Source organism: Streptomyces sp. NBC_00016 (assembly GCF_045040885.1).
Classification (GTDB): Bacteria; Actinomycetota; Actinomycetes; order Streptomycetales; family Streptomycetaceae; genus Streptomyces; species Streptomyces coriariae.
In genome coordinates this window covers 5,774,837-5,799,278 of record NZ_CP108304.1, presented here as the reverse complement: position 1 = coordinate 5,799,278, position 24,442 = coordinate 5,774,837, and the positions used below count along the sequence as shown (strand labels likewise).

At 72.1% G+C, this 24,442-nt stretch carries 18 protein-coding genes; 9 read left to right on the top strand and 9 right to left on the bottom strand.

Translation table 11 applies throughout. From position 1 onward, the window contains the following. Positions 1-62 precede the first annotated feature (62 nt). Positions 63-827, bottom strand: coding sequence for an HNH endonuclease family protein (locus OG933_RS25750; protein ID WP_405629098.1), 765 nt, complete (start codon positions 825-827; stop codon positions 63-65). 190 nt (positions 828-1,017) lie between these two features. On the opposite strand from OG933_RS25750, the gene OG933_RS25745 reads away from it, so the two are divergent. Further along, the gene (locus tag OG933_RS25745) at positions 1,018-1,203 is read left to right on the top strand and encodes an antitoxin (protein ID WP_362523763.1); all 186 of its coding nucleotides are present in this window, start codon (positions 1,018-1,020) and stop codon (positions 1,201-1,203) included. A gap of 164 nt (positions 1,204-1,367) precedes the next feature. Here OG933_RS25745 and OG933_RS25740 read toward each other — a convergent pair whose 3' ends face one another. Beyond that, a complete protein-coding gene (locus OG933_RS25740) occupies positions 1,368-2,309 on the bottom strand; it encodes an SCO6745 family protein (protein ID WP_405629097.1) in 942 nt (313 codons plus the stop codon). Positions 2,310-2,416: 107 nt separating this feature from the next. On the opposite strand from OG933_RS25740, the gene OG933_RS25735 reads away from it, so the two are divergent. The 3 genes from OG933_RS25735 (at position 2,417) to OG933_RS25725 (ending at position 4,265) form a co-directional block, all read left to right on the top strand. Then, complete coding sequence (locus OG933_RS25735; RefSeq protein WP_362523759.1) at positions 2,417-2,980, top strand: TetR/AcrR family transcriptional regulator; 564 nt, start codon at positions 2,417-2,419, stop codon at positions 2,978-2,980. A 62-nt stretch (positions 2,981-3,042) separates the two neighbouring features. Continuing rightward, on the top strand, positions 3,043-3,807 hold the full coding sequence (locus OG933_RS25730) for an SDR family NAD(P)-dependent oxidoreductase (protein WP_405629096.1): 765 nt from the start codon (positions 3,043-3,045) through the stop codon (positions 3,805-3,807). 86 nt (positions 3,808-3,893) lie between these two features. After that, complete coding sequence (locus tag OG933_RS25725; RefSeq protein ID WP_405633509.1) at positions 3,894-4,265, top strand: MerR family transcriptional regulator; 372 nt, start codon at positions 3,894-3,896, stop codon at positions 4,263-4,265. A gap of 29 nt (positions 4,266-4,294) precedes the next feature. On the opposite strand, the gene mfd is transcribed toward OG933_RS25725, so the two are convergent. The 3 genes from mfd to OG933_RS25710 form a co-directional block, all read right to left on the bottom strand. After that, a complete protein-coding gene (gene mfd, locus OG933_RS25720; RefSeq protein WP_362523755.1) occupies positions 4,295-7,852 on the bottom strand; it encodes a transcription-repair coupling factor in 3,558 nt (1,185 codons plus the stop codon). Positions 7,853-8,223: 371 nt separating this feature from the next. Then, positions 8,224-10,803: an ABC transporter permease gene (locus tag OG933_RS25715; RefSeq protein ID WP_405629095.1), complete on the bottom strand. Its 2,580-nt coding sequence runs from the start codon at positions 10,801-10,803 to the stop codon at positions 8,224-8,226. Continuing rightward, positions 10,800-11,588 carry an ABC transporter ATP-binding protein gene (locus OG933_RS25710; RefSeq protein WP_142264694.1) on the bottom strand — a complete coding sequence of 263 codons (789 nt, stop codon included), beginning with the start codon at positions 11,586-11,588 and terminating at the stop codon, positions 10,800-10,802. The genes OG933_RS25715 and OG933_RS25710 overlap by 4 nt, the downstream gene beginning before the upstream one ends. 422 nt (positions 11,589-12,010) lie before the next feature. Here OG933_RS25710 and OG933_RS25705 point away from each other — a divergent pair, with 422 nt between their 5' ends. The 3 genes from OG933_RS25705 to OG933_RS25695 all read left to right on the top strand — a co-directional run bounded on the left by OG933_RS25705 (position 12,011) and on the right by OG933_RS25695 (position 15,998). After that, a complete protein-coding gene (locus OG933_RS25705) occupies positions 12,011-13,582 on the top strand; it encodes an MFS transporter (protein WP_405629094.1) in 1,572 nt (523 codons plus the stop codon). A 380-nt stretch (positions 13,583-13,962) separates the two neighbouring features. Beyond that, on the top strand, positions 13,963-14,391 hold the full coding sequence (locus tag OG933_RS25700; RefSeq protein WP_362523749.1) for a DUF485 domain-containing protein: 429 nt from the start codon (positions 13,963-13,965) through the stop codon (positions 14,389-14,391). Further along, complete coding sequence (locus OG933_RS25695) at positions 14,388-15,998, top strand: cation acetate symporter (RefSeq protein ID WP_405629092.1); 1,611 nt, start codon at positions 14,388-14,390, stop codon at positions 15,996-15,998. Before OG933_RS25700 ends, OG933_RS25695 begins: the two co-directional genes overlap by 4 nt. 159 nt (positions 15,999-16,157) lie before the next feature. Here OG933_RS25695 and OG933_RS25690 read toward each other — a convergent pair whose 3' ends face one another. After that, positions 16,158-16,748, bottom strand: a complete 591-nt coding sequence (locus OG933_RS25690; RefSeq protein ID WP_362523747.1) for a TetR/AcrR family transcriptional regulator — start codon at positions 16,746-16,748, stop codon at positions 16,158-16,160. 273 nt (positions 16,749-17,021) lie between these two features. Between OG933_RS25690 and OG933_RS25685 the strand changes: the two genes are divergently transcribed. After that, positions 17,022-18,041: an aldo/keto reductase gene (locus OG933_RS25685; protein WP_362523745.1), complete on the top strand. Its 1,020-nt coding sequence runs from the start codon at positions 17,022-17,024 to the stop codon at positions 18,039-18,041. Positions 18,042-18,084: 43 nt separating this feature from the next. Then, positions 18,085-18,960, top strand: coding sequence for an LLM class flavin-dependent oxidoreductase (locus OG933_RS25680; protein WP_405629091.1), 876 nt, complete (start codon positions 18,085-18,087; stop codon positions 18,958-18,960). Between the two features lie 116 nt (positions 18,961-19,076). On the opposite strand, the gene OG933_RS25675 is transcribed toward OG933_RS25680, so the two are convergent. The 3 genes from OG933_RS25675 to OG933_RS25665 all read right to left on the bottom strand — a co-directional run bounded on the left by OG933_RS25675 (position 19,077) and on the right by OG933_RS25665 (position 24,297). Beyond that, entirely contained in the window at positions 19,077-19,961 is an 885-nt protein-coding gene (locus OG933_RS25675; protein ID WP_405629089.1) for a cellulose-binding protein, read from the bottom strand. A 251-nt stretch (positions 19,962-20,212) separates the two neighbouring features. Next, positions 20,213-23,290 (bottom strand): SUKH-4 family immunity protein, encoded by a 3,078-nt coding sequence (locus OG933_RS25670; RefSeq protein WP_405633508.1) that lies wholly within the window; start codon positions 23,288-23,290, stop codon positions 20,213-20,215. Positions 23,291-23,298: 8 nt separating this feature from the next. Further along, on the bottom strand, positions 23,299-24,297 hold the full coding sequence (locus OG933_RS25665; RefSeq protein ID WP_267022711.1) for an SMI1/KNR4 family protein: 999 nt from the start codon (positions 24,295-24,297) through the stop codon (positions 23,299-23,301). Positions 24,298-24,442: the final 145 nt, after the last annotated feature.

The window sequence follows — 24,442 nt, the reverse complement described above, 5'->3', positions numbered from 1 at the left end:
GCGGCCTCCGAGAGGCCACCGCGGGGCCGCCCTGGGGCCGCCGCCGCTCTGCCGACCCCGGCTCACCCGGCGTGGAAACGCTCCGGCGCCTTCGTGGGGTTGCCCCCGGTGGGGAGTTTCTGGGCGGGGCAGGTCTCCAGGACCTTCTCCATCGCGGACTTCTCCGCCGCGGTGACCCACAGTTCGTACTTCTTCTTCACGGCGACCTGCGCCGCTACGTACGTGCACCGGTAGGCCTTGTTGGGCGGCAGCCAGGTCGCCGTGTCACCGTCGCCCTTGGAACGGTTGGTGCTCGCGTCGACGGCCAGGAGGTTGAGCGGGTCGTTGGCGAGAGCGATGCGCTTGCCGGCGTCCCAGTACTTGGCGCCCTTCTGCCAGGCGTCGGACAGGGCGACCACGTGGTCGATGTCGACCTTGCTGCTGCCACGCCGGTACGTCACGTCCTTCCCGGAGTACGGGTCCGACTCCAGCACGCCGTAGGACACCTTGCACGCGCCGCCGGTGAACTTCACCTGCTCCAGGTCGCGCTTGAGGATGTCGTCACGGGTGTCGCAGGAGTTGGAGTCCGTGTCCGCCCAGGCGGAGCCGAACTTCTCCCGGTCGTAGCCGGTCTTGGGTGCCCGCCCCTTCACGGCCAGCGACTCGGCCGCCGCGAGAGCCGCTCCGCCGCTCCCCGCTCCACCGCCCGCCGTCGCTCCCGCACCACCGGAACCCGCACCCGCGCCGGAACCGGAGTCCGAGCCGGAGACCTGCTCCTTGCATCCGGCCACCGAAACGGCACACATCAGCACGGCGGCGATCGCCGCCCCACCCCTCAGACGCTTCACGCGCCCCTCCCCTTGCCTGCCCGATGCCACCCCGCACAGGGCGCTTTCCCCTGGCGGGGACTGGCACACACGTTAGCGAGGAAGCACTCGGGGGCAGTCGGGCGGTCCAGACCACCACCGACTCAAGTGGGCATCTGGTACTTGTCGGGAATATCGTCGGTGGAGAGTCACCTCCGGAAGGGAGCTCTGGATGGGCATCCTCGACAGGTTCAAGAGCAACAAGGCGGCACAGGACAAGGCCAGGAACATGTCCGACACCGCGGAGCAGAAGGCGAACGAGAAGACGGGCACCAAGTACGAGTCCCAGGTCGACTCCGGGCAGCAGAAGCTGCACGAGCGGCTCGGCATGGACGAGGAACGGCCCGACCAGCCCTAGCCCGCAGTCTCGACCCGAACCCGGCCGCAACGCCCGGCCGCAGCCCGGCCCGAAGACTCATGGGGCCGAGCCACCGACATCACCCGGCACACGAGGCCGTCCGCGCAGAGCAAGCCCGCTGCGGGCGGCTTCGCCCTACCCCCGGGGCGGAGCGGCGGCGACGCTCACACCCTGCCGATGCCGAGCGTCGACTCCGAAGGCAGCAGTCCGGACCCCAGCACCGCGACCCAGTAATCGCCGAGCAGTGCGGCCAGGCGTTCCGTGAAGTGCGGGCCGAGCGCCCGCCAGGGGCCGAGTGCCAGCCGGTCGGTGTCCTCCTCGACACGGCGCCGCAGGTCACGGCCCGCTTCCGTCGCCGTACCGTCCGCCTCGAGCAGGCCCCTGGCCGTCAGCCGCTCACTCGCCGCCGCCCATTCCTCGCGGGTCCAGCCGCGGCTTTCGAAGCGCTCGACGGACGCGGCGCCTATCGCGGCGAAGGACACCAGCGCCTCGGCCGGGTCGAGGCCGGCGAGAAGCAGGGCGGCGAGATGACCGTCGCCGCGGTGCTCCCGCAGGACCGTCGCCGCCTGCCAGAGCTGGAGGTGGGGCTCCGTCGGCCACTCCAGCGCGGCGTTGGCCGCGGCGAGCGGGCGCCCTGCCGTAACCGCCGCCTCGGCGGCGCGGCGGGCGAGAGCGGCGGCCTCGGCCAGCTCGGGACTGTCCACCAGGTCGCCGAACAGCTTGCGGTACAGCCGGTCGATGCCTCTCCGGCGCGCCGCGAGGGCCGCTTCGGGGGTGGCGACCTTCCAGGCGTCCTCGACGTACCGGCGGACCATGCCGGGCTGGAAACTGTAGAAGGCGGAGGCCACCGCCTCGGCGCCCACCGGGCCCAACGGGGCGGCACGGAACGGGAAGTAGCTCCCCCAGCGGTCCTCGGTCGGGTAGCCGAGCGCGCCGGCCTCCTCGAAGACCTCGGGCGCGTAGTACACCACCGCGTGCAGCGGCTCCAGCAGATGCCAGAGCCTGCGCGCCTGCGCCGGCGCGACCTGTTCGCCCCGCGCACCCGGCCCGAACCGCTCGTCCCGCTCGGCCTGTTCGGTTGCCTGGTGCTCGTGATTCTCGGACATGACGTCTCCCCCTCGTCGCGTTCGGACATTGCCACAACTTGACACTGACAAGATTGCCCGAACCCCGCGAACTTGTCAATGCCTAGATTCCGCGTACGCTGCTGTCCATGAGCGACCGGCCCTACCACCACGGTGACCTGCGGCGCGCCATCCTGGCCGCCGCCCTCGACGTCATCGCCACCGACGGCCCCACCGGGCTGAGCCTGCGCGACCTGGCCCGCCGCGCCGGTGTCTCGCACGCGGCGCCGGCCCACCACTTCCGGGACCGCACGGGTCTGCTGACGGCGATCGCGGCGGAGGGGCACGGGCTGCTGGCCACCGCGCTGGCGGAGGCGGCGGATCTACGGGACGCGGGCGTGCGCTACGTCCGGTTCGCGCGCGAACACCCGGCGCACTTCCAGGTGATGTTCTCGCCCGAGCTGCTGCGCGCCGACGACCTGGAGCTGACCACGGCCCGCGCCCTGTCGGCCGCCGCCCTGACCGACGCCATCGCCACCACCGCACCCGCCGGGGACGGCACGGACGCCCGGCTGGCCCGTATCGCCGTCTGGTCCCTGGCCCACGGCTTCGCCACCCTCCTGCTCGGCCGCAACCTCGACGGCCTCCTGGGCGACGAGGACCCCGAGGAGGTACTCCGCGCGCTGCCCATGGTGCTGTTCCCCTCGGCCTGAACCCGGCGGGCCCGGGCGGGCGCTTGACCTTGACACCGGCGTCAGGGTCCGACCATCGCCCCATGAGCCCGAGTCAGCAGCACAGCAGCCGTACCGTCGTCGTCACCGGCGCGGGCACCGGGATCGGCCGCGCCACCGCCCACGCCTTCGCCGCGCAGGGAGCGTGCGTGATCGCCGTGGGCCGGCGCCCGGCACCCCTCGCCGAGACCGCCGCCCACGACCGGGACCGGATCGTCCCGCTCGCCGTGGACATCACCGCCGAGGACGGACCGGCCACGGTCGTCCGTACGGCACTCGAACGGGGTGCCGGCCGGGTCGACGTCCTGGTCAACAACGCGGCGATCGTCGACGCCGCGTCCCTGCGCACCTACACCCGCGACTCCGTCGGGCCCCAGCTCGCGACGAACCTGATCGCCCCCGTCCTGCTCACCCAGGCCGCCCTGCCGGCCCTGACGGACACCCGGGGCGTCGTCGTGAACGTGACGACGGCCGTCGGACAGCGCGGCTGGCCCGGCAACTCCCTGTACGCGGCCGGGAAGGCGGCCCTCGAAGTGCTCACGCGCAGCTGGGCGGTCGAGCTCGCGCCGCTCGGGATCCGCGTCGCCGCGGTGGCGCCCGGCGCGATCGAGACGCCGATCGCCGACCACAGCGGCCTCACCCCCGAGCAGCGTGTCGCGATCCGGGCGTGGCAGCTCGAGCACACCCCCCTCGGCCGGGTCGGGCAGCCGGCGGAGGTCGCCTGGGCGATCACCCGACTGGCCTCACCTCGGGCCTCGTTCATCACGGGAGTGATCCTCCCGGTAGACGGCGGAGCGGTGGTCGCATGAGACTGGCGCGCATGCAGCAGACCGGCCCGGACGACGACGACCGATTCCGCCCCGGCGAGGATCGCTCCCGTCCGCCCGGGCGCGCGCTGCGCATCGGTGAGGTCGGCAGGGCGACCGGTGTCTCGCCGCGGGCGCTGCGGCACTACGAACAGGCGGGGCTCATCGTCTCCGAGCGGGCCGCCAACGGCTACCGGCTCTACGACCCCGCCGTCGTGGTCCGCGTCCGCAACATTCGTCATCTGGTGGACGCGGGGCTCACCTTGGACGACGCACGCGTCTTCCTCCCCTGCCTGGACCGGGCCGTGACGGCGTCACCGCCGCGCGGCCGCAATCTGGCGGTCGCGCTGCGGCGTCTCGCGGTCATGGACGAGCGGATCGCGGCCCAGGTCGCGGTCCGCGACCGGCTCGCGGCGGCACTGGCCGAAGCCACCGGCGGACGGATCCGACCGGTGGCCTGAGGACGACCGCGCCCTACCACCGCCGCGCCCTACGACCCCAGCACCGTCGCCAGCAGCTCGCCCACCCAGCCCAGCAGTTCGCGTCCGACCAGCGGCTTGCCGCCGACCTTCGCGGTCTTCGGACGGGGCACCAGGATCTGGTGCGCGGCCGGCTTGAGGACGGTCCCGGGGTAGAGCCGCTTGAGGCGCAGCTCCTGGGACTCGCGCAACTCCACCGGCGCGAAGCGGATGTTGGCGCCCTGGAGCACGATCTCGCCGACGCCACACGCGCGTGCCAGCATCCGCAGCCCCGCCACCAGCAGCAGGTTCTCCACCGGTTCCGGCAACTTGCCGTAGCGGTCGACGAGTTCCTCGCGGACCGCCTTGACGTCCTCCTCCGAGTTGGCCGAGGCGATGGCCCGGTAGGCCTGGAGGCGCAGCCGCTCGCCGGGCGCGTAGTCGTGCGGGACATGCGCGTCGACGGGCAGCTCGATCTTGACCTCGAGCGGCGGCTCCTCCTCGACCCCGCCGGACTCCAGCTGGCGCCGGTAGTCCGCCACGGCCTCGCCGACCATGCGGACGTACAGGTCGAAGCCGACCCCCGCGATGTGACCGGACTGTTCGCCGCCGAGCAGGTTTCCGGCGCCCCGGATCTCCAGGTCCTTCATCGCCACGTACATGCCCGCGCCCATCTCGGTGTGCTGGGCGATCGTGGCGAGACGCTCGTGGGCGGTCTCCGTGAGGGGCTTCTCCGGGGGGTAGAGGAAGTAGGCGTAGCCGCGCTCGCGCCCTCGTCCGACCCGGCCGCGCAGCTGGTGCAGCTGGGACAGGCCGAAGGTGTCGCCACGCTCCACGATCAGCGTGTTCGCATTGGAGATGTCGATGCCGGACTCGACGATCGTCGTCGAGACGAGCACATCGAACTTCTTCTCCCAGAAGTCGACGACCACCTGCTCCAGCGCCGTCTCCGACATCTGGCCGTGGGCGGTGGCGATGCGCGCCTCGGGCACGATCTCGCGCAGTTTCGCCGCCGCGCGGTCGATCGACTCGACCCGGTTGTGGATGTAGAACACCTGCCCCTCACGCAGCAGTTCGCGACGGATGGCGGCGCCGATCTGCTTCTGCTCGTAGGGGCCGACGAAGGTGAGCACCGGATGGCGCTCCTCCGGGGGCGTGGTGATCGTCGACATCTCGCGGATGCCCGTCACCGCCATCTCCAGCGTCCTGGGGATCGGGGTCGCCGACATCGTCAGGACGTCCACGTTCGCGCGCAGCTTCTTCAGCTGCTCCTTGTGCTCGACGCCGAAGCGCTGTTCCTCGTCGACGATGACCAGGCCGAGGTCCTTGAACTTCGTCTCGGAGGAGAACAGCCGGTGGGTGCCGATGACAATGTCCACCGCGCCCTCGTGCAGCCCCTCCAGGGTGGCCTTCGCCTCCGTGTCCGTCTGGAAGCGGGAGAGCGCCCTGACGTTCACCGGGAACTGCGCGTACCGCTCGCTGAACGTGCCGAAGTGCTGCTGCACCAGGAGGGTGGTGGGCACCAGGACGGCGACCTGCTTGCCGTCCTGGACGGCCTTGAAGGCGGCCCGGACGGCGATCTCCGTCTTGCCGTAGCCGACGTCACCGCAGATCAGGCGGTCCATCGGGACCGTCTTCTCCATGTCGTCCTTGACCTCGGCGATGGTCGTGAGCTGGTCGGGCGTCTCCGCGTAGGGGAAGGCGTCCTCCAGTTCCCGCTGCCAGGGGGTGTCCGTGCCGAAGGCGTGACCGGGGGCCGCCATCCGCGCGCTGTACAGCTTGATGAGGTCGGCGGCGATCTCCTTGACCGCCTTCTTCGCGCGCGCCTTGGTCTTCGTCCAGTCGGCGCCGCCGAGCCGGTGCAGCGTGGGCGCCTCGCCGCCGACGTACTTGGTGATCTGCTCCAGCTGGTCGGTCGGGATGTAGAGACGGTCGCCGGGCTGGCCGCGCTTGGCGGGCGCGTACTCCACGACCAGGTACTCGCGGGTGGCGCTCTGGACCGTGCGCTGCACCATCTCGATGTAGCGGCCCACGCCGTGCTGCTCGTGGACGATGTAGTCGCCCGCCTCCAGGGTGAGCGGATCGATCGTCTTCCTGCGGCGCGCGGGCATGCGCGCGCCGTCCTTGCCGGCCGCCTTCTGGCCGGTCAGGTCGGTCTCCGTGAGCACGGCGAGGCGGAGCGCCGGGTCGACGAAGCCGTAGTCGATCGAGCCGCAGGAGACGTGTACGACGGAGGGGCTCAGCTCGGTCAGGTCCGCGTCGAGGCGGGCCGCGACGCCTTCGCCGCCGAGCACCTCGACCGTGCGGGCCGCCGGGCCGTGCGCCTCGGTGACGAAGGCGACGCGCCAGCCGTCGGCCAGCCAGCCCTTGGTGTCGGCCAGCGCCTTCGCGGTGTCGCCCCGGTAGGTCTCGGGGGCGTGCATGCCGAGCTTGAGGGTGTCGGCGGACCCCGCCGCGTCAGCGGCATCTGTGAACGACTCGTCGGCCGCGAACGGCGACACCGACCACCACATCATGTCCAGCTCGCGCGCGTGGTCACGGACGTCCGCGATGGACCACAGGGAGGCCGCGCCGACGTCGATGGGTGCCTCGCCGCCGCCGGCGGTGGCCGCCCAGGACGCCTGGAGGAACTCCTGGGACGTCGCCACGAGGTCGGTGGCACGCGTGCGTACCCGCTCCGGGTCGCAGACGACGGCCATCGCGCCCTCGGGCAGGACGTCGATCAGCAGCTCCATGTCGTCGACCAGCACCGGGGCCAGGGACTCCATGCCCTCGACGGCGATGCCCTCGGCGATCCTGCCGAGCAGCTCGCCCAGCTCGGGGTGCTCCTCGGCGAGGGCACCCGCACGCGTGCGCACCTCTTCCGTCAACAGGAGTTCACGGCACGGCGGGGCCCACACGCCGTGTTCGGCGACTTCCAGGGAGCGCTGGTCGGCGACCTTGAAGTAGCGGATCTCCTCCACGTCGTCGCCCCAGAACTCGACGCGCAGGGGGTGTTCCTCGGTGGGCGGGAACACGTCCAGGATGCCGCCCCGTACGGCGAACTCGCCGCGCTTCTCGACGAGTTCCACGCGCGCGTAGGCGGCCGCGGCGAGGGCTTCGACGATGTCGTTCAGGTCGGCGGTCTGGCCCGTGCGCAGAGCCACCGGTTCCAGGTCGCCGAGGCCCTTGACCTGCGGCTGGAGTACCGAGCGGACCGGCGCCACGACGACCGAGACCCGGCCGGTCTCCGGGTCGTCGGGGCGCGGGTGGGCCAGTCGGCGCAGGATGGCGAGGCGACGGCCGACGGTGTCGCTGCGCGGGCTGAGGCGCTCGTGCGGGAGCGTCTCCCAGGAGGGGTACTCCACCACGCCGTCCGGTGGGAGCAGCGAGCGCAGGGCGGCGGCCAGGTCCTCGGCCTCGCGCCCGGTGGCCGTCACCGCGAGGACCGTACGGCCGGTCTCGCGGGCGAGGGCGGCGATGGCGAAGGGGCGGGCCGCCGGGGGGCCGACCAGGTCGACGTGCATGCGGTTGCCGTCGGCGGCCGCGGGGATCGCTTCCGCGAGGGCGGTGTCCTTGACGACGGCGTCGAGCAGACCGTGCAGGCTCATGGAGGGCTGGGCTTTCCGTCCGAGGGGCCGGGGTGCGTCCGGGGGCGGGCGTACCGGGGTCCGGGGTGGGCAACGCGAAGGGCCCGACGCGTGTCACGGGCCGGGGGTGTCCAGCGTACGTCGGGGCGGGGTTGTTCGCCGGGGGCTGTGGACAACCATGGGGACGGTGGGGACCGTGCACGACGTTCCTCGCCCCCGCCGCCCCTTCCCTTCCCGACCCTGGTGCCGCGCCCCCGGACCCCCGCCTCCGGCCGACCGGCCTCGTCCGAGCTCCCCCGGAGGGGGCACCCCCAGGCCGGCCGAAAGACGCGAAGGAGCCCGGCACCGAGAAGACCCCCGTTCTTCTCGGTGCCGGGCTGGTTCGGGTGGGGCTAGTCCGTCGCGATCGCGTTCAGGACGTTCATGCGGCCCGCGCGGAACGCCGGGATCAGGGCGGCGAACAGACCCACGAAGGCGGAGCCGATGAACACGCCGATGATCGTCGGCCACGGGATCTCGAGGACGTTCAGGCCCTGGAGGGCGAGGAGCTGCTGGGCGGTGGCGCCCCAGCCCATGCCCAGACCGAGGCCCAGGAGGGCGCCGAAGAGGGCGATGACGACCGACTCCATGCGGATCATGCGGCGCAGCTGGCGGCGGGAGAGACCGATCGCCCGCATCAGGCCGATCTCCCTCGTGCGCTCCACCACCGACAGCGCGAGGGTGTTCACCACACCCAGGACGGCGACGATGATCGCGAGGGCGAGCAGGCCGTAGATCAGGTTGAGCAGCTGCCCGATCTGGTCCTTGAGCTCCTGCTTGTAGTCGGTCTGGTCGCGGACGGTGTACTGCGGGTAGTCGTGCAGCGCCGACTTCAGGGACGTGTACGCGGCGTCCTGCTGCCCGTCCTTCGCCGTGGCGAAGACCAGGTCGTCGAGCGGCAGCTTGTCGGCCGGGACGTACTTCTTGAGGGTGTCGATGGAGGTGTACATCGCGCCCTGGTCGATGACGGCGTCACTACTGGTGATCGCGCGGACCGTCAGCCGGGCCGTGGAGCCGTTCTTGAAGGCCACCGCGATCTTGGAACCCAGGGTGACCCTGTGGTCCTCGGCGAACTTCTCGTGGACGGACATCGAGTCGGGCCGATAGGCGTCGGCGAGGTTGCCGGCGACGGTCTCGACGCGCAGGTCGGTCGCGTAGGTCGGGTCGGCCGCCGTGATCGCCGTCTTGTCGAGTGTCTTGCCGTCGGGCGTGGTGAAGTCGGCCTCGGTCCACTTGTACTCGGTGACCCGCTCCAGGCCCGGCGTCGACTTGATGGCCTGCACCGCCTGCGGGGTCATCAGCTGACCGCCGTCGCTCTGGATGATGAAGTCCGTGCCGACGCTCTTGTCGAGCTCCTCCGTGGCGGAGGCGACCATGGAGGAGCCGACCACCGACAGACAGGCGACGAGCGCGAGGCCGATCATCAGGGCCGCGCCCGTGGCGCCGGTGCGGCGCGGGTTGCGCAGCGCGTTGCGCTCCGCCATCCGTCCGACCGGGCCGAAGGCCCGCAGCACGATCGCGCCCAGCACCCGGACCACCGCGCCCGCCAGCAGCGGACCGATCACCACGAAGCCGATCAGGCTCAGCACCACGCCCAGGCCCAGCCAGAGCGAGCCCTCGGCGGCCTTGTCGGCGGCGGAGGCGAGGTAGAGGCCCAGGCCGCCTGCGCCGGTGAGGAGCAGGCCGATGACGGCCCGTACGGCGCCCGCCTTGGCGTCGGCGGGGGCGCCGGCGTCGCGCAGCGCGGCCATCGGGGAGACCTTGCCGGCCCGGCGGGCCGGGAGGTACGCCGCGAGCACCGTGACGACGATGCCGAGGACCATGCCGACCACCGGGGTCGTCCAGGCGACCGTCAGATCGTCCGTGGACAGGTTCATGCCGGTCATGCCCATGAGCTTCATCAGCCCGACCGCGATGCCGACGCCCGCGCCGACGCCGAGGAGCGAGCCGACCACACCCAGCAGCAGGGCCTCCGCGAGAACAGACCGGTTGACCTGCTTGCGGCTGGAGCCGATGGCCCGCATCAGGCCGATCTCACGGGTGCGCTGCGCGACCAGCATGGAGAAGGTGTTGATGATCAGGAAGATGCCGACGAGGAAGGCGATCCCGGCGAAGCCGAGCATCGCGTACTTCATCACGTCCAGGAAGCCCCCGACGCTGTCGCGGTTGGCGTCCGCGGTCTCCTTGGCGGTCTGCACCTTGTAGCCGCCGCCGATCTCGGCCGCCACGTTCTTCTTCAGCTGCGCGTCGCTCACGCCGGACGCGGCCGTCACATTGACGTTCGTGTAGACGTTCGACTCGCCGACCAGGGCCTCCTGGGCGGTCTTCGTGTCCAGGTAGAAGATCGCCGCACCGGGGTTGGTGACCTGGAAGGCGGCGATGCCGGAGATCTTCGCGGTGTGCGTGCCGACCGCGGTGATCACGCCGATCTCGTCGCCGAGCTTCAGATGGTGCTTGTCGGCGGTGTCCGCGTCCACCATCACCTGGTCGGAGCCCTTGGGCGCCGCACCCTCGGTGATCTCCATGGTGCGGGCGTCGTTGCCGTTCCAGTTGCCGACGATGGTGGGCGCGCCGCTGGTGGGCGACAGGCTGTCCTTGTCGGCGTCGACGACGGTCGCGGAGGTCGAGAAGACGGTCCCCTCCGCCGACTTCACCCCGTCCGCCTTGCGGACCGCACCGAGCACGGAGGCCGGCATGACCGGCGGCTTCCCGTTGTCGGACGTCGTCTCGCCGGTGTCCGAGGCGCCCTTGGCGCTCACCGTCACATCGGATGAGGTACTGGCGAAGAGCTTGTCGAAGGTGGTGTTCATCGTGTCGGTGAAGACGAGCGTCCCGCAGACGAACGCCACCGACAGCAGGACCGCCACGGCCGACAGGGCCATGCGCCCCTTGTGCGCGTAGAAGTTGCGCATCGAGGTCTTCATGACGGTCATGACGTACGCCCCCGCGCGTCGAAGTCCTTCATCCGGTCCAGGACGGTCTCGGCGGTCGGCTTGAACATCTCGTCGACGATCCGGCCGTCCGCGAGGTACAGCACCCGGTCCGCGTAGGAGGCCGCCACCGGGTCGTGCGTGACCATCACGATGGTCTGGCCCAGGTCGTCCACCGAGCGGCGCAGGAAGCCCAGGACCTCGGCGCCCGCGCGCGAGTCGAGGTTTCCGGTCGGCTCGTCCCCGAAGATGATCTCCGGGCGGGCGGCGAGGGCGCGCGCCACGGCGACGCGCTGCTGCTGACCGCCGGAGAGCTGGGTGGGCCGGTGCCTGAGGCGGTCGGCGAGCCCGACGGTCTCCACGACCTGACTCAGCCACGCCTTGTCCGGCTTGCGGCCGGCGATGTCCATCGGCAGCGTGATGTTCTCTATCGCGTTGAGCGTGGGCAGCAGGTTGAACGCCTGGAAGATGAACCCGATCCGGTCCCGGCGCAGCTTGGTGAGCTTCTTGTCCTTGAGCCCGGTGATCTCGGTCTCGTCCAGGTAGATCTGCCCGGACGAGACGGTGTCGAGACCGGCGAGGCAGTGCATCAGCGTGGACTTGCCGGACCCCGAGGGGCCCATGATCGCGGTGAACTGCCCGCGGGCGATGTCCACGTCGACGTGGTCCAGGGCGACGACGCGGGTCTCACCGGACCCGTACGCCTTGACGACCTGCCGCGCCCGCGCGGCTACGGCCGTACGCCCTCCAGTGCCCCCGTGCCTGGGAATGGTCACAGCCGAAGTCACGGTAAGTCTCCTATGTCGTATGTCAGAAGCCGATGAGCAGCGCATCGGATGTGCAAGGGATGGTGCGAGGCGCTACGTCGAAGAGTCTGTCGGCGGAAGGGGGTCCCTCGCGCTGGTGCTCGGGCCCCTCTTTCCGGGGGGTTAACCCCACCCCCCGGAAGTGGTGCCGGCCGCCCCCCAGCGGCGTAAAGCCAGGTTAAGGACGGGACCCCGCCCCTCTCCTCCTCCGGCGGTACGAACCCTCCCCGAGCCGTAGTACGGAGGTACCCCTAGGGGCCGTCCACCGCGGGGTGGAGGGTCCTTCGGGGTTGTCTCCACCCTCCGGTCCAGTCAGGCTCCACCCTCCCGCGACGCGAGGGTCAAGTGGGAAGCTGACCCACGGCAGTTAGATGCAAGGGGCACGGGAGATACGGGGGCATCAGGTGGGGGACATCCAACCGGCGACACGCGAGGCCGCGCGGCCGACCGCACCGGGCAGACGGGGAGCGGTCGTCGCCGCCCTCATGCTCTCCATGGCACTGGCCGCCCTCGACTCCACCGTGGTCTCCACGGCCGTCCCGCAGATCGTCGGCGACCTGGGCGGGTTCTCGGTCTTCTCCTGGCTGTTCTCCGGTTATCTGCTCGCCGTGACGGTCACCCTGCCGGTCTACGGCAAGCTGTCCGACACCTTCGGCCGCAAGCCGGTGCTGGTCGCCGGGGCGGCCCTCTTCCTGCTCGGCTCGCTGCTGTGCGCGCTGGCGTGGAACATGGGGGCGCTGATCGCGTTCCGCATCGTGCAGGGCCTGGGCGGCGGGGCGTTGCAGGGCACGGTGCAGACGCTCGCCGCCGACCTGTATCCGCTGAAGGAGCGGCCGAAGATCCAGTCGAAGCTGTCCACGGTGTGGGCGGTCTCGGCGATCGCGGGCCCCGGCCTGGGCGGGCTCCTCGCCGCCTACGCGGACTGGCGCTGGATCTTCCTCATCAACCTGCCCATCGGGGCGGTGGCGTTGTGGCTGATCGTCCGTCATCTGCACGAGCCGCAGCGGCAGTCGTCGCCGCCCGCACAGAAGACACCTTTACGCGCGCGTGTCGGGTCGCGGCTACGCGCGACGCGTGGCGCCACGCGTGCACGCGCACGCGCGCGTGTCGACTGGGCGGGTGCGCTGGCGGTGTTCGCGTGCGGCGGGGTGCTGCTGACCGCGCTGGTGCAGGGCGGGGTGGCGTGGCCGTGGCTGTCGGGGCCGTCACTCGCCCTGTTCGGCGCCGGGCTCGCGCTGGCCGGGCTCGTCGTCGTCATCGAACGCCGGGCGGCGGAGCCGATCATCCCGGGCTGGGTGTGGCGCCGGCGCACGATCGCGGCGGTCAACCTCGCGCTCGGCGCGCTGGGTCTGCTGATGGTGGCCCCTACGGTGTTCCTGCCGACGTACGCCCAGTCGGTGCTGGGCCTGGGGCCGGTGACCGCCGGGTTTGTCCTCTCCGTCTGGACCCTGAGCTGGCCGCTGTCCGCCGCCCTCAGCCAGCACGTCTACCGGCGCATCGGTTTCCGTGACACGGCACTGCTGGGCATCGGCGCGGCGACGCTGATCCTGCTCGCGTTCCCGCTCCTGCCGTATCCCGGCCAGGCCTGGCAGCCGGCCCTGCTGATGCTGTTGCTCGGCGCCGCGCTGGGCCTCTTCCAGCTCCCGCTCCTGGTCGGCGTGCAGTCGACGGTGGGCTGGTCGGAACGCGGCACCACGACCGCGTCCGTGCTGTTCTGCCGTCAGACCGGGCAGACGATCGGCGCGTCGGTGTTCGGCGCGGTCGCCAACGGGGTGCTGGCGGCCCGGCTGGGCGGCGCGGGCGATCTGGACTCCGTCACCCGCGCCCTCGCCGCCGAAACGGCACCCGAGGCCGTCCGCGACGCCGTCGCGAGCGCCGTGCACGCCGTCTACCTGGGCGCGGCCTGCGCGGCCGCACTCGCCTTCCTGGTGCTGCTGTGCGTGGCCCCACGACGGTTCCCCGTACTGACGGACTGACGGGACTGACGGGACTGACGGGGCTGACGGGGCTGACGGGGCTGACGGGGCTGACGGGGCTGACGGACCGACCTACCGCTGGCGGGCCGACCGAGCGACCGACCGACGGGCTGGCGGGCCGACCGAGCGGCCGACCGATGACCCCACCACGCTTCTGTGAAGATGATCGCCACAAAGGCCACCGGAGCCACACATGTGTGGGGTTAACGCGGGTAACACCCCAGGTCAGGCGGCATTTCGCGCAGTAAGCGCATACCGACCACTCAGTTTGGTGAAAACCCTTCGCAGCCGCCGTACTCCCGAGTAACGTGCGTCCCTCGCACCACCCCCCACTCCCTGCGGTCCGCCGCCACGGACCCGAGCCACGCAAGGAGCACGGGATGTCACACGACCCGTCACACCCCGGCCCGACCTACCCATGGCAGCCGCCACCCCAGCCGCCCGAGCCACCTCGGCGCCGGCCGGCCGACCACGCCCCGCTGGGGCGCCACAGCGACCTGCGGGTCCTGCGCGGCGCCTACCGCCGCCAGCGGCGGGTCGCCACACTCACCGCCCTCGGCTACTTCGTCGTCTTCCTGGTCCTGTCGGCGTTCGCGCCGTCCCTGATGACCGGCAGGGTCGCCACCGGCCTCCCCGCGGGCCTGCTGCTCGCCCTGCTGCAACTCCCGGTCACCTGCCTGGCGATCGTCCTGTACGAGCGGACCGCCCGCCGCCATGTGGACCCGCTCGCGGACCGCATCCGCAAACTCTCCGAGATCGACGCGAAGCGGGACGCGCGCGGAACACGTACCAAGGAGGCCGGACGATGACGGAGTTCAGCGACGACGCACAGACGATGTCCCTCGTCGCGTTCACCGCGATCGCCACGATCACGCTGCTGCTGTGCGTGATGACCGGCCCCGACCGCGACGACCTCGCCGAGTTCTACACCGGCTACCGCTCCCTCTCCCCGCTGCGCAACGGCCTGGCCATCGCGGGGGACTACATCTCGGCGGCCACCGTCCTGGGCACCGGCGGGGTGATCGCGCTGTGCGGCTACGACGGTGTCGTCCTCGCCCTCAGTACGGCGCTCTCCCTGATGCTGATGATGTTCCTGCTGGCCGAACCGCTGCGCAACGCGGGCCGGTTCACCATGGGCGACGCGCTGGCCCGCCGTATGCCGGGGCGGGCGGTGCGCATCACGGCGTGCGCGGTCACACTCGCCGCCCTGCTGCCGATGATGCTCGTGCAGCTCGCCGGCACCGGTCAGCTGCTCGCCTTCATCCTGGGGTTCTCCGGCGCCTCGGTGAAGACGGGCTGCGTCGTCTGCATGGGCGTGCTGATGATCAGCTACGCGGCGATCGGCGGCATGAAGGGCACCGCCCTCATCCAGATGCTGAAGATCGTGATGCTGCTCGGCTCCGGGACGGTCATCGCCGTGCTCATCCTGTACCGCTTCGACTGGAACCCGGGCACCCTCTTCGACGCGGCGGCCGAGGGCAGCGGGGTCGGCGACGCCTTCCTGCACTCGGGGCTGGAGTTCGCCGGCGGCCCCTTCCCCCGCGTCGACATGATCACCGCCCAGCTGTCGGTCGTCCTGGGCGGCGCCTGTCTGCCGCACATCACCATGCGCATGTACACCGCCTCCAGCGCCCGTCAGGTGCGCCGGTCGATGTCCTGGGCGGTCTCCGGCGTCGCACTGTTCGTGCTGATCATGACGGTCGTCGGCTTCGGCGCGACGGCGATCGTCGGCCGCGCGGTGATCGCACAGGCGGACCCGCAGGGCAACACCGCCTACCTGCTGGGCTCCCGGGGCGCCTTCGGCAGCGAGGTGTCCACGGCCGAGACCCTTCTCTTCACGACGGTCACGACGGCGATCTTCCTCACCGTGCTCGCCTCGGTCGCCGGCATGATCCTCGCCTGCGCCAACTCCCTCGCCCACGACGTCTTCGCGGCACGTGACCCGCACATGTCGGCGCGCCGCGAGATGCTCCTGGCCCGGCTGTCCGCGCTGGCCGTCGGTGTCCCGACGATCCTGCTCGCCGCCCAGGTCCAGCACCGCAGCCTCCAGCCGCTGGTCACCCTCTCCTTCTGCCTCGGCGCCTCGGCGCTCGCCCCCGCCCTGGTCTACAGCCTCTTCTGGCGCCGCTACACCCGGACGGGCCTCCTCGCCACCCTCATCGGCGGCACCCTGTCCGTCCTGATCCTCATGCCGGGCACCAACCTGGTCTCGGGCTCGCCCGTCTCCGCCTTCCCCGAGGCCGACTTCAACTGGTTCCCCTTCACCACCACGGGCATCGTCACCGTCCCCCTGGGCTTCGCCTTCGGCTGGCTGGGCACGGTGGTCTCGGGGCACCGCAAGGCGGAGGAGCAGCGCCGCCAGTACGAGGCGGTGGAGGGCTGGATCCTGGCGGGCACGGGGCGCAGGGAGGCATGAGCACGGGCGGTGCGGACACTCACCCGCCGACCGCCCCACCCCGACTGCCCCATGCCAATGCCGACCGCCTGACGGCAGTCAGTGCGGTCAGTGCCGTCAGTACGGTCAGCGCCGTCAGCCCAGTCAATGCAGTCAATGCAGTCAATGCAGTCAATGCAGTCAATGCGGACGACGTAGTCCCGCGACGAGGAGTTCCACCAGTCGGGGCGGGTCGTAGCGGGGATCGTTGTCCGCGCCGACGCACAGGTTGCCGACGCCGCGCATGACCTCGTAGGCCTGGAGGCCGGGCCGGATCTCACCGGAGGCGGCCGCGGCGTCGAGCAGCCGGCCGCACACGGGCACGAGGCGGTCGAGGAAGTACGCGTGCAGCGTCTCGAAGCCCGCGTTGTCGGACTGGAGCACGGCGGCGAGTCCGTGCTTGGTGACCAGGAAGTCGACGAAGAGGTCGATCCATCGCCCCAGCGCTGCGTACGGGGTCGGACCCTCCGCCAGCAGGGCCGGACCGGCCTCGGCGCAGGCGTCGACCTGGTGCCGGTAGACGGCGATGATGAGGTCCGCCCGCGTCGGGAAGTGGCGGTAGATCGTGGCCGTCCCGACGCCGGCCCGGGCCGCGATGTCGCGCACCGGCGCCTCCACGCCAGCCGTCACGAAGATCGCGGCGGCCGCGTCGAGCAGGGTCTCCTTGTTGCGCCGGGCGTCCGCCCGCTGGGGCCGGGCCGTGTGCCCCGCGCCCAGGTCGCCGTCGTTCACCGCGCCGCCCTCTCCTCCGCCTGCTTGCCCACTGCCCGCTTGCTCATTTCCTGCCTGCTCACTGCCCGCTGCTCATTCCTGCCTGCTCACTGCCCGGCTCGCTCTCCGCGGAACGGCCTGCCGTCCTCCACCCGGTTGCTAAACGGAACGACGTTCCGTATGTTCAAACGGGACACGGTTCCGTTTGCTCATCATGCCAGAGCGGCGGGCTCGTGACCAAGCCACGCACGCGTGGCGACACGACGCCTCATCCTCGAAGAGGAGACAACGGTCATGCAGTACCGCACTTTGGGCCGCACCGGTGTGCAGGTCAGCTCCCTCGCGCTCGGCGCCATGAACTTCGGCAGGATCGGGCGCACCGGCCAGGACGAGGCCACCGCCCTCGTCGACGCCGCCCTCGAGGCCGGGATCAACCTCATCGACACCGCCGACATGTACAGCGACGGCGAGTCGGAGGAGATGGTCGGCAAGGCCATCGCCGGCCGGCGCGACGACATCGTGCTGGCCACGAAGGCCGGCATGCCCATGGGCGACGAGCGCAACCGGCGGGGCAGCTCCCGCCGCTGGCTCGTCACCGAGCTGGACAACAGCCTGCGCCGTCTCGGCGTCGACCACGTGGACCTCTACCAGATCCACCGATGGGACCCGAGCACCAGCGACGAGGAGACGCTCTCGGCGCTGACCGACCTCCAGCGCGCCGGAAAGATCCGCCACTTCGGCTCCTCGACCTTCCCGGCCTATCGCATCGTGCAGGCCCAGTGGGCCGCCCGCGAGCACCACCTGAGCCGCTACGTCACCGAGCAGCCCAGCTACTCGATCCTCCAGCGCGGCATCGAGACCCACGTCCTGCCCGTGACCGAGGAGTACGGACTCGGCGTCCTGGTGTGGAGCCCGCTGGCCTCGGGCTGGCTCACGGGCGCGATCCGCGAGGGCCGGCCCGTCACCACCAGCCGCTCCACGTTCATGCCGCAACGCTTCGACACCGCAGTCCCCGCCAACCGGGCCCGGCTCGACGCCGTCGAGCAGTTGGCCGCGGTCGCCGACGAGGCCGGGCTGACCATGATCCAGCTCGCGCTCGGCTTCGTCACCGCGCACCCCGCCGTGACGAGCGCGCTCATCGGCCCCCGCACACCGGACCATCTGCGCGCGCAGCTCGCCGCCGCGGACACCGTGCTCTCCGCCGATGTGCTCGACGCGATCGACGCGATCGTGACCCCGGGCACCGACCTCGCCGCGCACGAGAAGTTCGACACCCCGCCCGCGCTCCTCGATCCGTCACTGCGGCGCCGCTGACCACGCGGGACGGCCTCCCCTCACCGAAGGAAGCGACCACCCCATGTCACCCACACCCCGGCCCCGCTTCGGGATCATGACCGCCCCCATGCAGGTCGACTACCACGACGTCCTACATGTCTGGCGCGAGGCGGACGCCATCCCGGAGATCGAGCACGCCTGGCTGTTCGACCACCTCATGCCGATCGGCGGCGACCCCGACGGCCCCACCTTCGAAGGCTGGACCCTGCTCTCGGCGCTCGCCGCCCAGACCCGACGGCTGCGGCTCGGCGTCATGGTGACCAGCAACCGCTTCCGGCCGCCCTCGATGCTGGCCAAGATCGCCACGACCGTCGACATCGTCTCCGGCGGACGGCTCGACTTCGGCATCGGCGTCGGCTCACGCCCCGACCACCCGCTGGCCCGGCGCGAGTACGCGGCGCACGGCCTGCCCTTCCACGACACGGCGCACGCCGTGGGGAGCCTCGCCGAAGCCTGCACGGTGATCCGACGGTTGTGGACCGAGGAGAAGCCGTTCGACTTCGACGGCACCTACCACCGGCTCACCGGCGCGTTCGGCAACCCCAAACCCGTCCAGCGCCCCCACCCGCCGATCCTCGTCGGTGGCCGCTCGGCCGCGACCCTGCGCGTGGCCGCCGAGCACGCCGACCTGTGGAACATCCCGGGCGGCGACCTCGACGACGTCGTACGCCGCAGCGCCCTCCTGGACCGCTACTGCGCCGAGATCGGCCGCGACCCCGCCTCGATCACCCGCTCGATCCATCTGCCCGTCTCCTACGACCGGCCCAACGCCACCCGGGACGCGGTCGGCGACGCGATCGGCGCCGGCTTCCGGCACATCGTCCTCGGGCTGCCGACGCCCTACCCCGCCGACGCCGCACGGTGGGTCGCCGACGAGATCGTCATCCCGTCGTCGTAGACGCCGGCCGTCCGCGCGAACGCCGACAAACGCGGTCGGGTCCCTCCAGGTCCTGATCCCGTCAGGTCCAGATCCCAGCAGGTACAGGTCGCCTCAGGTCCTGATCCCTGCAGGTCCTAGTCGACCGTGCGGCCGGTGAGGGCGCTCAGGCTGTTGCGTACGTGGTCCATGTGCGCCTGCACGTCGTCCCGCCGTTCGCCGTGCTCCCGCAGCAGCCGCTCCGTCTCGTGGACGACGCGCTCCTCCCGGGCGCGTGCCTCGGCGAGAAGCTCGGCGGCACGCGCGTGTGCCTCCTCCTGACGGAGGCGGTCGGACTCCTCGGCCTGCGCGTACGCCTGCTCGGCCTCGGACAGCGCCGCCTCGGCGCGGGCCACCGCCCGATCGTGCCGCGCGTCGAGGGCGGCGGCCCGCTCGGCCTCCTCGCGCTCCGCCGCGGCCCATCGCTCGGCCTGCTCCTTCTCCTGTTCGGCGAGCATGCCGGCGGTGCGCTGCCGCACCTCGCGCAGGGCGGCCAGCGCCTCGCCGCGATACTCCTTGACCTCGCGCCGGGTGCCGATGCGGAGCTCGTCGGCCTCGGCGCGGGCCGCGAGCAACCGCTGGCGGGCGCGTTCCTCGGCCTCCGCGCGCAGCGCGTCCGCCTCCTCCTTCGCCGCGCGGCGCACATCGAGGGCGCACGTCTCGACGTATGCGAGGTGCTCACGCGCTTCACTGCGCGCGTTGTCGCGGACCGCGGCCGCCTCTTCCAGGCCGAGCTGGAGAATGCGCCGTGCGCGCTCCCCGAGGGAGTCGTACGTCTGCGGCGCGAGCCGGGTCACCACCTCGCGCAACCGCTCGGCCTCCTCGTCCATCTCCCTGGCGAGCACCGTGAGCCGGGCGGCCCGTTCCCACGCGGCGTCCCGGTCGGCGCAGAGGGCGGCGGTGTACGCCTCGACCTGCTCCGGGCGGTAGCCGCGGCCGCGAACGGTCACGAACCCCGGCGGTGACATCGATGCGCTGCTCATCCTGTAACCCCTCGCCACCCGACAGACACGACATGATGATTTCGCGCATATCTTGATGGATCGGGCGCAAGTGTTCATAACGCGACACTCCGCGCAAGGTCACGGCCAACCCTGAACGCAAAGGGGCCGGACCCGATCATCCGACCGGGCCCGGCCCCTTTCCGTCCTGCTCGCCCTCGCCCTCGCCCTCGCCCTCGCCCTCATAGGCGTACGAGGTTCCGCGCGCCCTTACGAGGCGCGGCGACCGCTCGTCACAGCAGTCCGTCCCACATCTGCTCCAGCAGCACCGACCACCAGCTCTCGGGCGAACCGAGCGCCGCCGGGTCGAGCGAGGCCAGCTGGGCCTGGAAGTCGACGGTCCAGCGGCCCGCCTGCTCCTGGTTCAGACCGAACCGCAGCCGCCACATCCGCCCCAGCAGCGCCAGACAGCGCGCGAACTCCGGCAGCCCGGTGTTCACGAACTGCGGCGGTACGGGCGCACCGCCCGGCCCCGCCTCCACCGGCACGGCGACGATGTTCGCCGTGCCGTACTGCACACAGATCGCCTTGCCGAAGTCACTGCCCATGACGAGGTACGAGCCCGCGTCCGACGCCGGCTGCACGCCCCGTTCGGCCGCCAGCTCGGCCAGCGTCGGCACCGGCCGGCCCGGCTGGGCCTGCGCCCAGAAGAACGGCCCCATGTCGGCCGGCAGACCCGCCACCACCAGGGTGTGCGCCACGACCGGCGGCACGCCCTGCCGGGACACCGCGGCCTGCTCGAAGCGGAACACCGCCGGCCCGAACACCGCCGCCAGCTCCTGCCCGATCGCCTCCGGCGGCAACGGCGGCGCGGCCTGCACCGGCGGCAACGGCGCACGAACGGGGGCCGGACGCGCCGGTCCGTCCGCCACCTGGTGCAACTCGCCCTGGTGCGCCAGCAGCTGCTGCATGCCCTGCTGCCGGCTCGCGTGATCCGTGCCGTACGGCGCGATGCTCGTGATCCGGGCCTGCGGCCACTGCTCGCGCATCATCCGCGCGCAGTAGGCGCCCGGAAGCTCGCACGACTCCAGCTCCGTGTGCAGCTCCAGCACCTGGTCCGGCGGCACGTTCATCGCCCGCAGTTCGTGGAAGATCTGCCACTCCGGGTGCGGGGTCCCCGGCGCCGAACGCCGGATCAGCTGCTGCTCCGAGCCGTCCTGCGCGCGGAAGCGCAGCACGGCCTGGTAACCCGGGCCGACCGTCGGCAGGCCCTGCTGCTGCGGATACCCGTACGCGGGCGGCTGCCCCGGCGCCGGCCCGCCCGGCGGCATCGGGGGCTGAGGGGCGCCGGGAGCCATACCGGGAGCGGGAGCCATGCCCGGGGCACCCGGGAAACCGGGCGCCGCGGGTGCGCCGGGAGCGCCCGGGAACCCGGGGCCACCGGGAGCCTGCGGCGGCGCGCCGGGGCCACCTGCCTGGGGCCCGGCCAGCATGGTCTGCGCATGGTGAGCAACGCCGGGCGCGCCGGGGATACCAGGGGCGCCCGGGAAGCCCGGTGCTCCGGGAGCCTGCGGTGCACCGGGGGCACCCGGAGCGGCCTGCGCGCCGGGCATGCCCGGAACACCTGGGGCACCCGGAGCACCGGGCACGCCAGGCGCATGCGGCGCACCCGGGGCACCAGGCGGCTGCGGTGCGCCCGGTCCCATCCGCGAGGGGTCGGCAAGCATCGTCGCGGCGTGGTGAACGCCACCGGGAGGCGTGCCCCCGGGCGGATTCGGCCCGGCGGGTGCGCTCGGCGCACCAGGCACACCAGGCACACCAGGCGCGCCGGGAGGCTGGGGCGCGCCCCCCGCACCCTGACCAGTACCCGGAGGACCCCCCGGTCCAGCCGGACCACCCGGGCCCGCAGATCCGTCCGGGCCCAGGGACGACACGAGCTGGGTGGGCACATAGCCGCCCGCGGGGGTACCGGGCGCACCCGGGCCGGAAGGCGGAGGCGTGTTCCCCGGTCGCGCGCCCGGCGTTCCCGGAGCACTCGGCGGAGGCGGCGGCTGCGCCCCTCCACCGCGCTGACGACGCGGAGGCGGCGCCGCCTTGCTGGTCGCGGCGTCCGCGATGTCACCGGCGTTCGGGGCGAGCGGCCGCGCGGGCGTACCCGGACCGGCCGGAGGCGGCGGCGTACCGGGACCGGCCGCCGAAGACGAAGACGGGGACGAGCCCGGCGATGAACCGGGGGACGAGGACGGAACCCCGGGGCCACCCGGTGCGCCCGCACCCGGCCCCTGCGGGTAGCCGTACGACGAACCGGCCGGACCGGACGGCGGAGCCGGAGCAGTCGGCGGGGTCGGAGCAGTCGGGGAAGCCTGAGAGGCCGGGGAGGCCGGGGAGGCCTGAGAGGCCGGCGTGTTCCCGGCCGTACCCGCGCCACCCTGCCCTGTGCCACCCTGCCCTGTGCCACCCGCCCGCGGAGCGTCGAGCGCGGGGGCGACCGCGGTCCGCGGAAGCCGGCTGCCGCCCGACATCAGCGCCGTCTTGGCGTCCGGCGCGGACGTCGGCGGCGTCGGCTCGTCGTCGGAGCCGCTCAGCGGCGGCGCGAACACGGTCGCGGGCAGCGACACGGAACGGTCGTCACCGGCGTCGGCGTTGGTGTCCGTGCCGGCCCACGGCGTGGCCCCGACGGGAGCGGCAGGCGCGGACGACCCACCGGAACCCGGACCCGCGGGCACCCCTGCCTGTGTCTCGGGCAGCCCGCTCCCCGACACCCCGCCCCGGGTCCGGGGAAGCGAGGGATCACCGCCCGGCACAACACCGGCCGAACCGGAACCCGCACCCGCACCCGCACCCGCACCCGCATGTGAGCCGGACCCGGGCGGCGAAGCAGCCTCGCCACTTCCGGAACCCGCGGAACCGTTCCCGGTTCCAGCTCCCGACCCTCCCGATCCAGCTCCCGATCCAGCTCCCGATCCAGCTCCCGAACCGGCCTCCCGCCGATCCGCGATCCCCAGCTTGTCGGCCGCCTCCTGCAGCCACTCCGGCGGCGACAACAAGAACGACGTCTGGTTCAGATCCACCCGTGCCGCGGGTGCCGGCACCGCGTCGGCAGGGGCGTCCGTACGGCCGTACTCCTCCTCGTACCGGCGGATCACCTCGCCCACCGGTACCGAGGGCCACAGCGTGGCCTCCCCGCTGTCCCGGGCGATCACGAGCCGCTGCGCGCCGCCGTCCGAACGCGGTCCCTCCGCGCGGTCCTCGGCCCACACCACGAACCCGAGCTCGAACTCGCGCACCCGCACCTCACGGTGCTGGTACGCCGGCACATCCCCGTTGATCCACTCTTCGGCGCGCTCCTGCGCCTGCGCGAACGTCACCATCGTCCAGCTCACTCCCCCACCGAAGACGCGGCCGCCGCGGGCACCGCACGCGCGAACCCGCCGTCCACCATCAGATTGGCCACCGTCTCCAACTCCGGCGGATTACCGGCCAGCCTCGACAGGAAGACGTCGAAGTCCTCACCGCACGGCAGCAACAGCCGCTCCATGCGCTCCGCGGGCGACCACGCCGGATCGACGTCCCGGATGTCGTCGTACGCGCAGAACCACACCGAACCGGCCCGCTCGCCCCGCACCTTCACGGCGAGCAGCCCGCCCTGCACGAACGCGACGCCCAGGTAGTCCTTCGTCAGATGGTCACGCAGGCACTTGTTCACGTACACGAGGTCGTTGACGGCCGCCTCGTCGCGCACGGTGAAGAACGGCTGGTCGATCAGGAGCCCCAGCTCCGCGTCCAGGGCCGCGCCCACCGGCGCGCAACCACCGGCCGCCTTCACGAACGAGCGGTACGCCCCCGGCAGCCGGTACCCCAGGTCCTCCTCGACGCCCTGGACCTGCTGTTCCGTCACCGCCACGCCCGACTTCGGGAGCCCGAAGTGCACCGGACGGGTCTCCTGAAGGGGCCGCGTCCCGCGCTTCGCCTGGTCCACGACCGCCGACGACACCCCGCCGTGATGCCGCAGCAGTGCCTTCACCTCGACCGGGACCAACTCCAGCCGCCGCGAACCCACGACGTGGTGCCACGTCCAGCCGTGCGGTGTCGCCACGCTCGACACCGTGTCCCACAGCTCGTGGCCCGACGCCGCCAGCACCGCGTTCGCCGACACGTAGTCCGTCAGCCGCAGCTCGTCCACGCCGAAGCCCTCCGGCGGATCCGCGATCTCCGCTGCCGCCCGCGCATACGGCGAGAAGTCGGGGTAGCCCCGCTCGTCCATCCGCACGCCTCTCGGGTGCCGTGCCGCCCGGACCGGATCCGGGAAATGCACGACCTGCCCGGCATAGGCCGCGTTCGGCGGCGCGGCTTGCTGCCCGAGCCGACCTGTCGTCATGGCGGTTGCCCCCTGCGGCACTCTGTACGGCCCGCAGCGGCCGGTTCCGCTTCCGGATCCACCCACCACGCCCCGTATCGACTGTCTCCAACAATCTCCAACGCGCGTCAACCGCGCGCCGACGGTGCCGACAGCCTATGCGGTA

Bases quoted from the DNA above. Each gene is read 5' to 3' on its own strand.
- OG933_RS25745 (WP_362523763.1), top strand. From the start codon at position 1,018: ATGGGCATCCTCGACAGGTTCAAGAGCAACAAGGCGGCACAGGACAAG.
- OG933_RS25740 (WP_405629097.1), bottom strand. From the start codon at position 2,309: ATGTCCGAGAATCACGAGCACCAGGCAACCGAACAGGCCGAGCGGGAC.
- OG933_RS25735 (WP_362523759.1), top strand. From the start codon at position 2,417: ATGAGCGACCGGCCCTACCACCACGGTGACCTGCGGCGCGCCATCCTG.
- OG933_RS25730 (WP_405629096.1), top strand. From the start codon at position 3,043: ATGAGCCCGAGTCAGCAGCACAGCAGCCGTACCGTCGTCGTCACCGGC.
- mfd (WP_362523755.1), bottom strand. From the start codon at position 7,852: ATGAGCCTGCACGGTCTGCTCGACGCCGTCGTCAAGGACACCGCCCTC.
- OG933_RS25715 (WP_405629095.1), bottom strand. From the start codon at position 10,803: ATGACCGTCATGAAGACCTCGATGCGCAACTTCTACGCGCACAAGGGG.
- OG933_RS25700 (WP_362523749.1), top strand. From the start codon at position 13,963: ATGTCACACGACCCGTCACACCCCGGCCCGACCTACCCATGGCAGCCG.
- OG933_RS25695 (WP_405629092.1), top strand. From the start codon at position 14,388: ATGACGGAGTTCAGCGACGACGCACAGACGATGTCCCTCGTCGCGTTC.
- OG933_RS25685 (WP_362523745.1), top strand. From the start codon at position 17,022: ATGCAGTACCGCACTTTGGGCCGCACCGGTGTGCAGGTCAGCTCCCTC.
- OG933_RS25680 (WP_405629091.1), top strand. From the start codon at position 18,085: ATGTCACCCACACCCCGGCCCCGCTTCGGGATCATGACCGCCCCCATG.
- OG933_RS25675 (WP_405629089.1), bottom strand. From the start codon at position 19,961: ATGAGCAGCGCATCGATGTCACCGCCGGGGTTCGTGACCGTTCGCGGC.
- OG933_RS25670 (WP_405633508.1), bottom strand. From the start codon at position 23,290: ATGGTGACGTTCGCGCAGGCGCAGGAGCGCGCCGAAGAGTGGATCAAC.
- OG933_RS25665 (WP_267022711.1), bottom strand. From the start codon at position 24,297: ATGACGACAGGTCGGCTCGGGCAGCAAGCCGCGCCGCCGAACGCGGCC.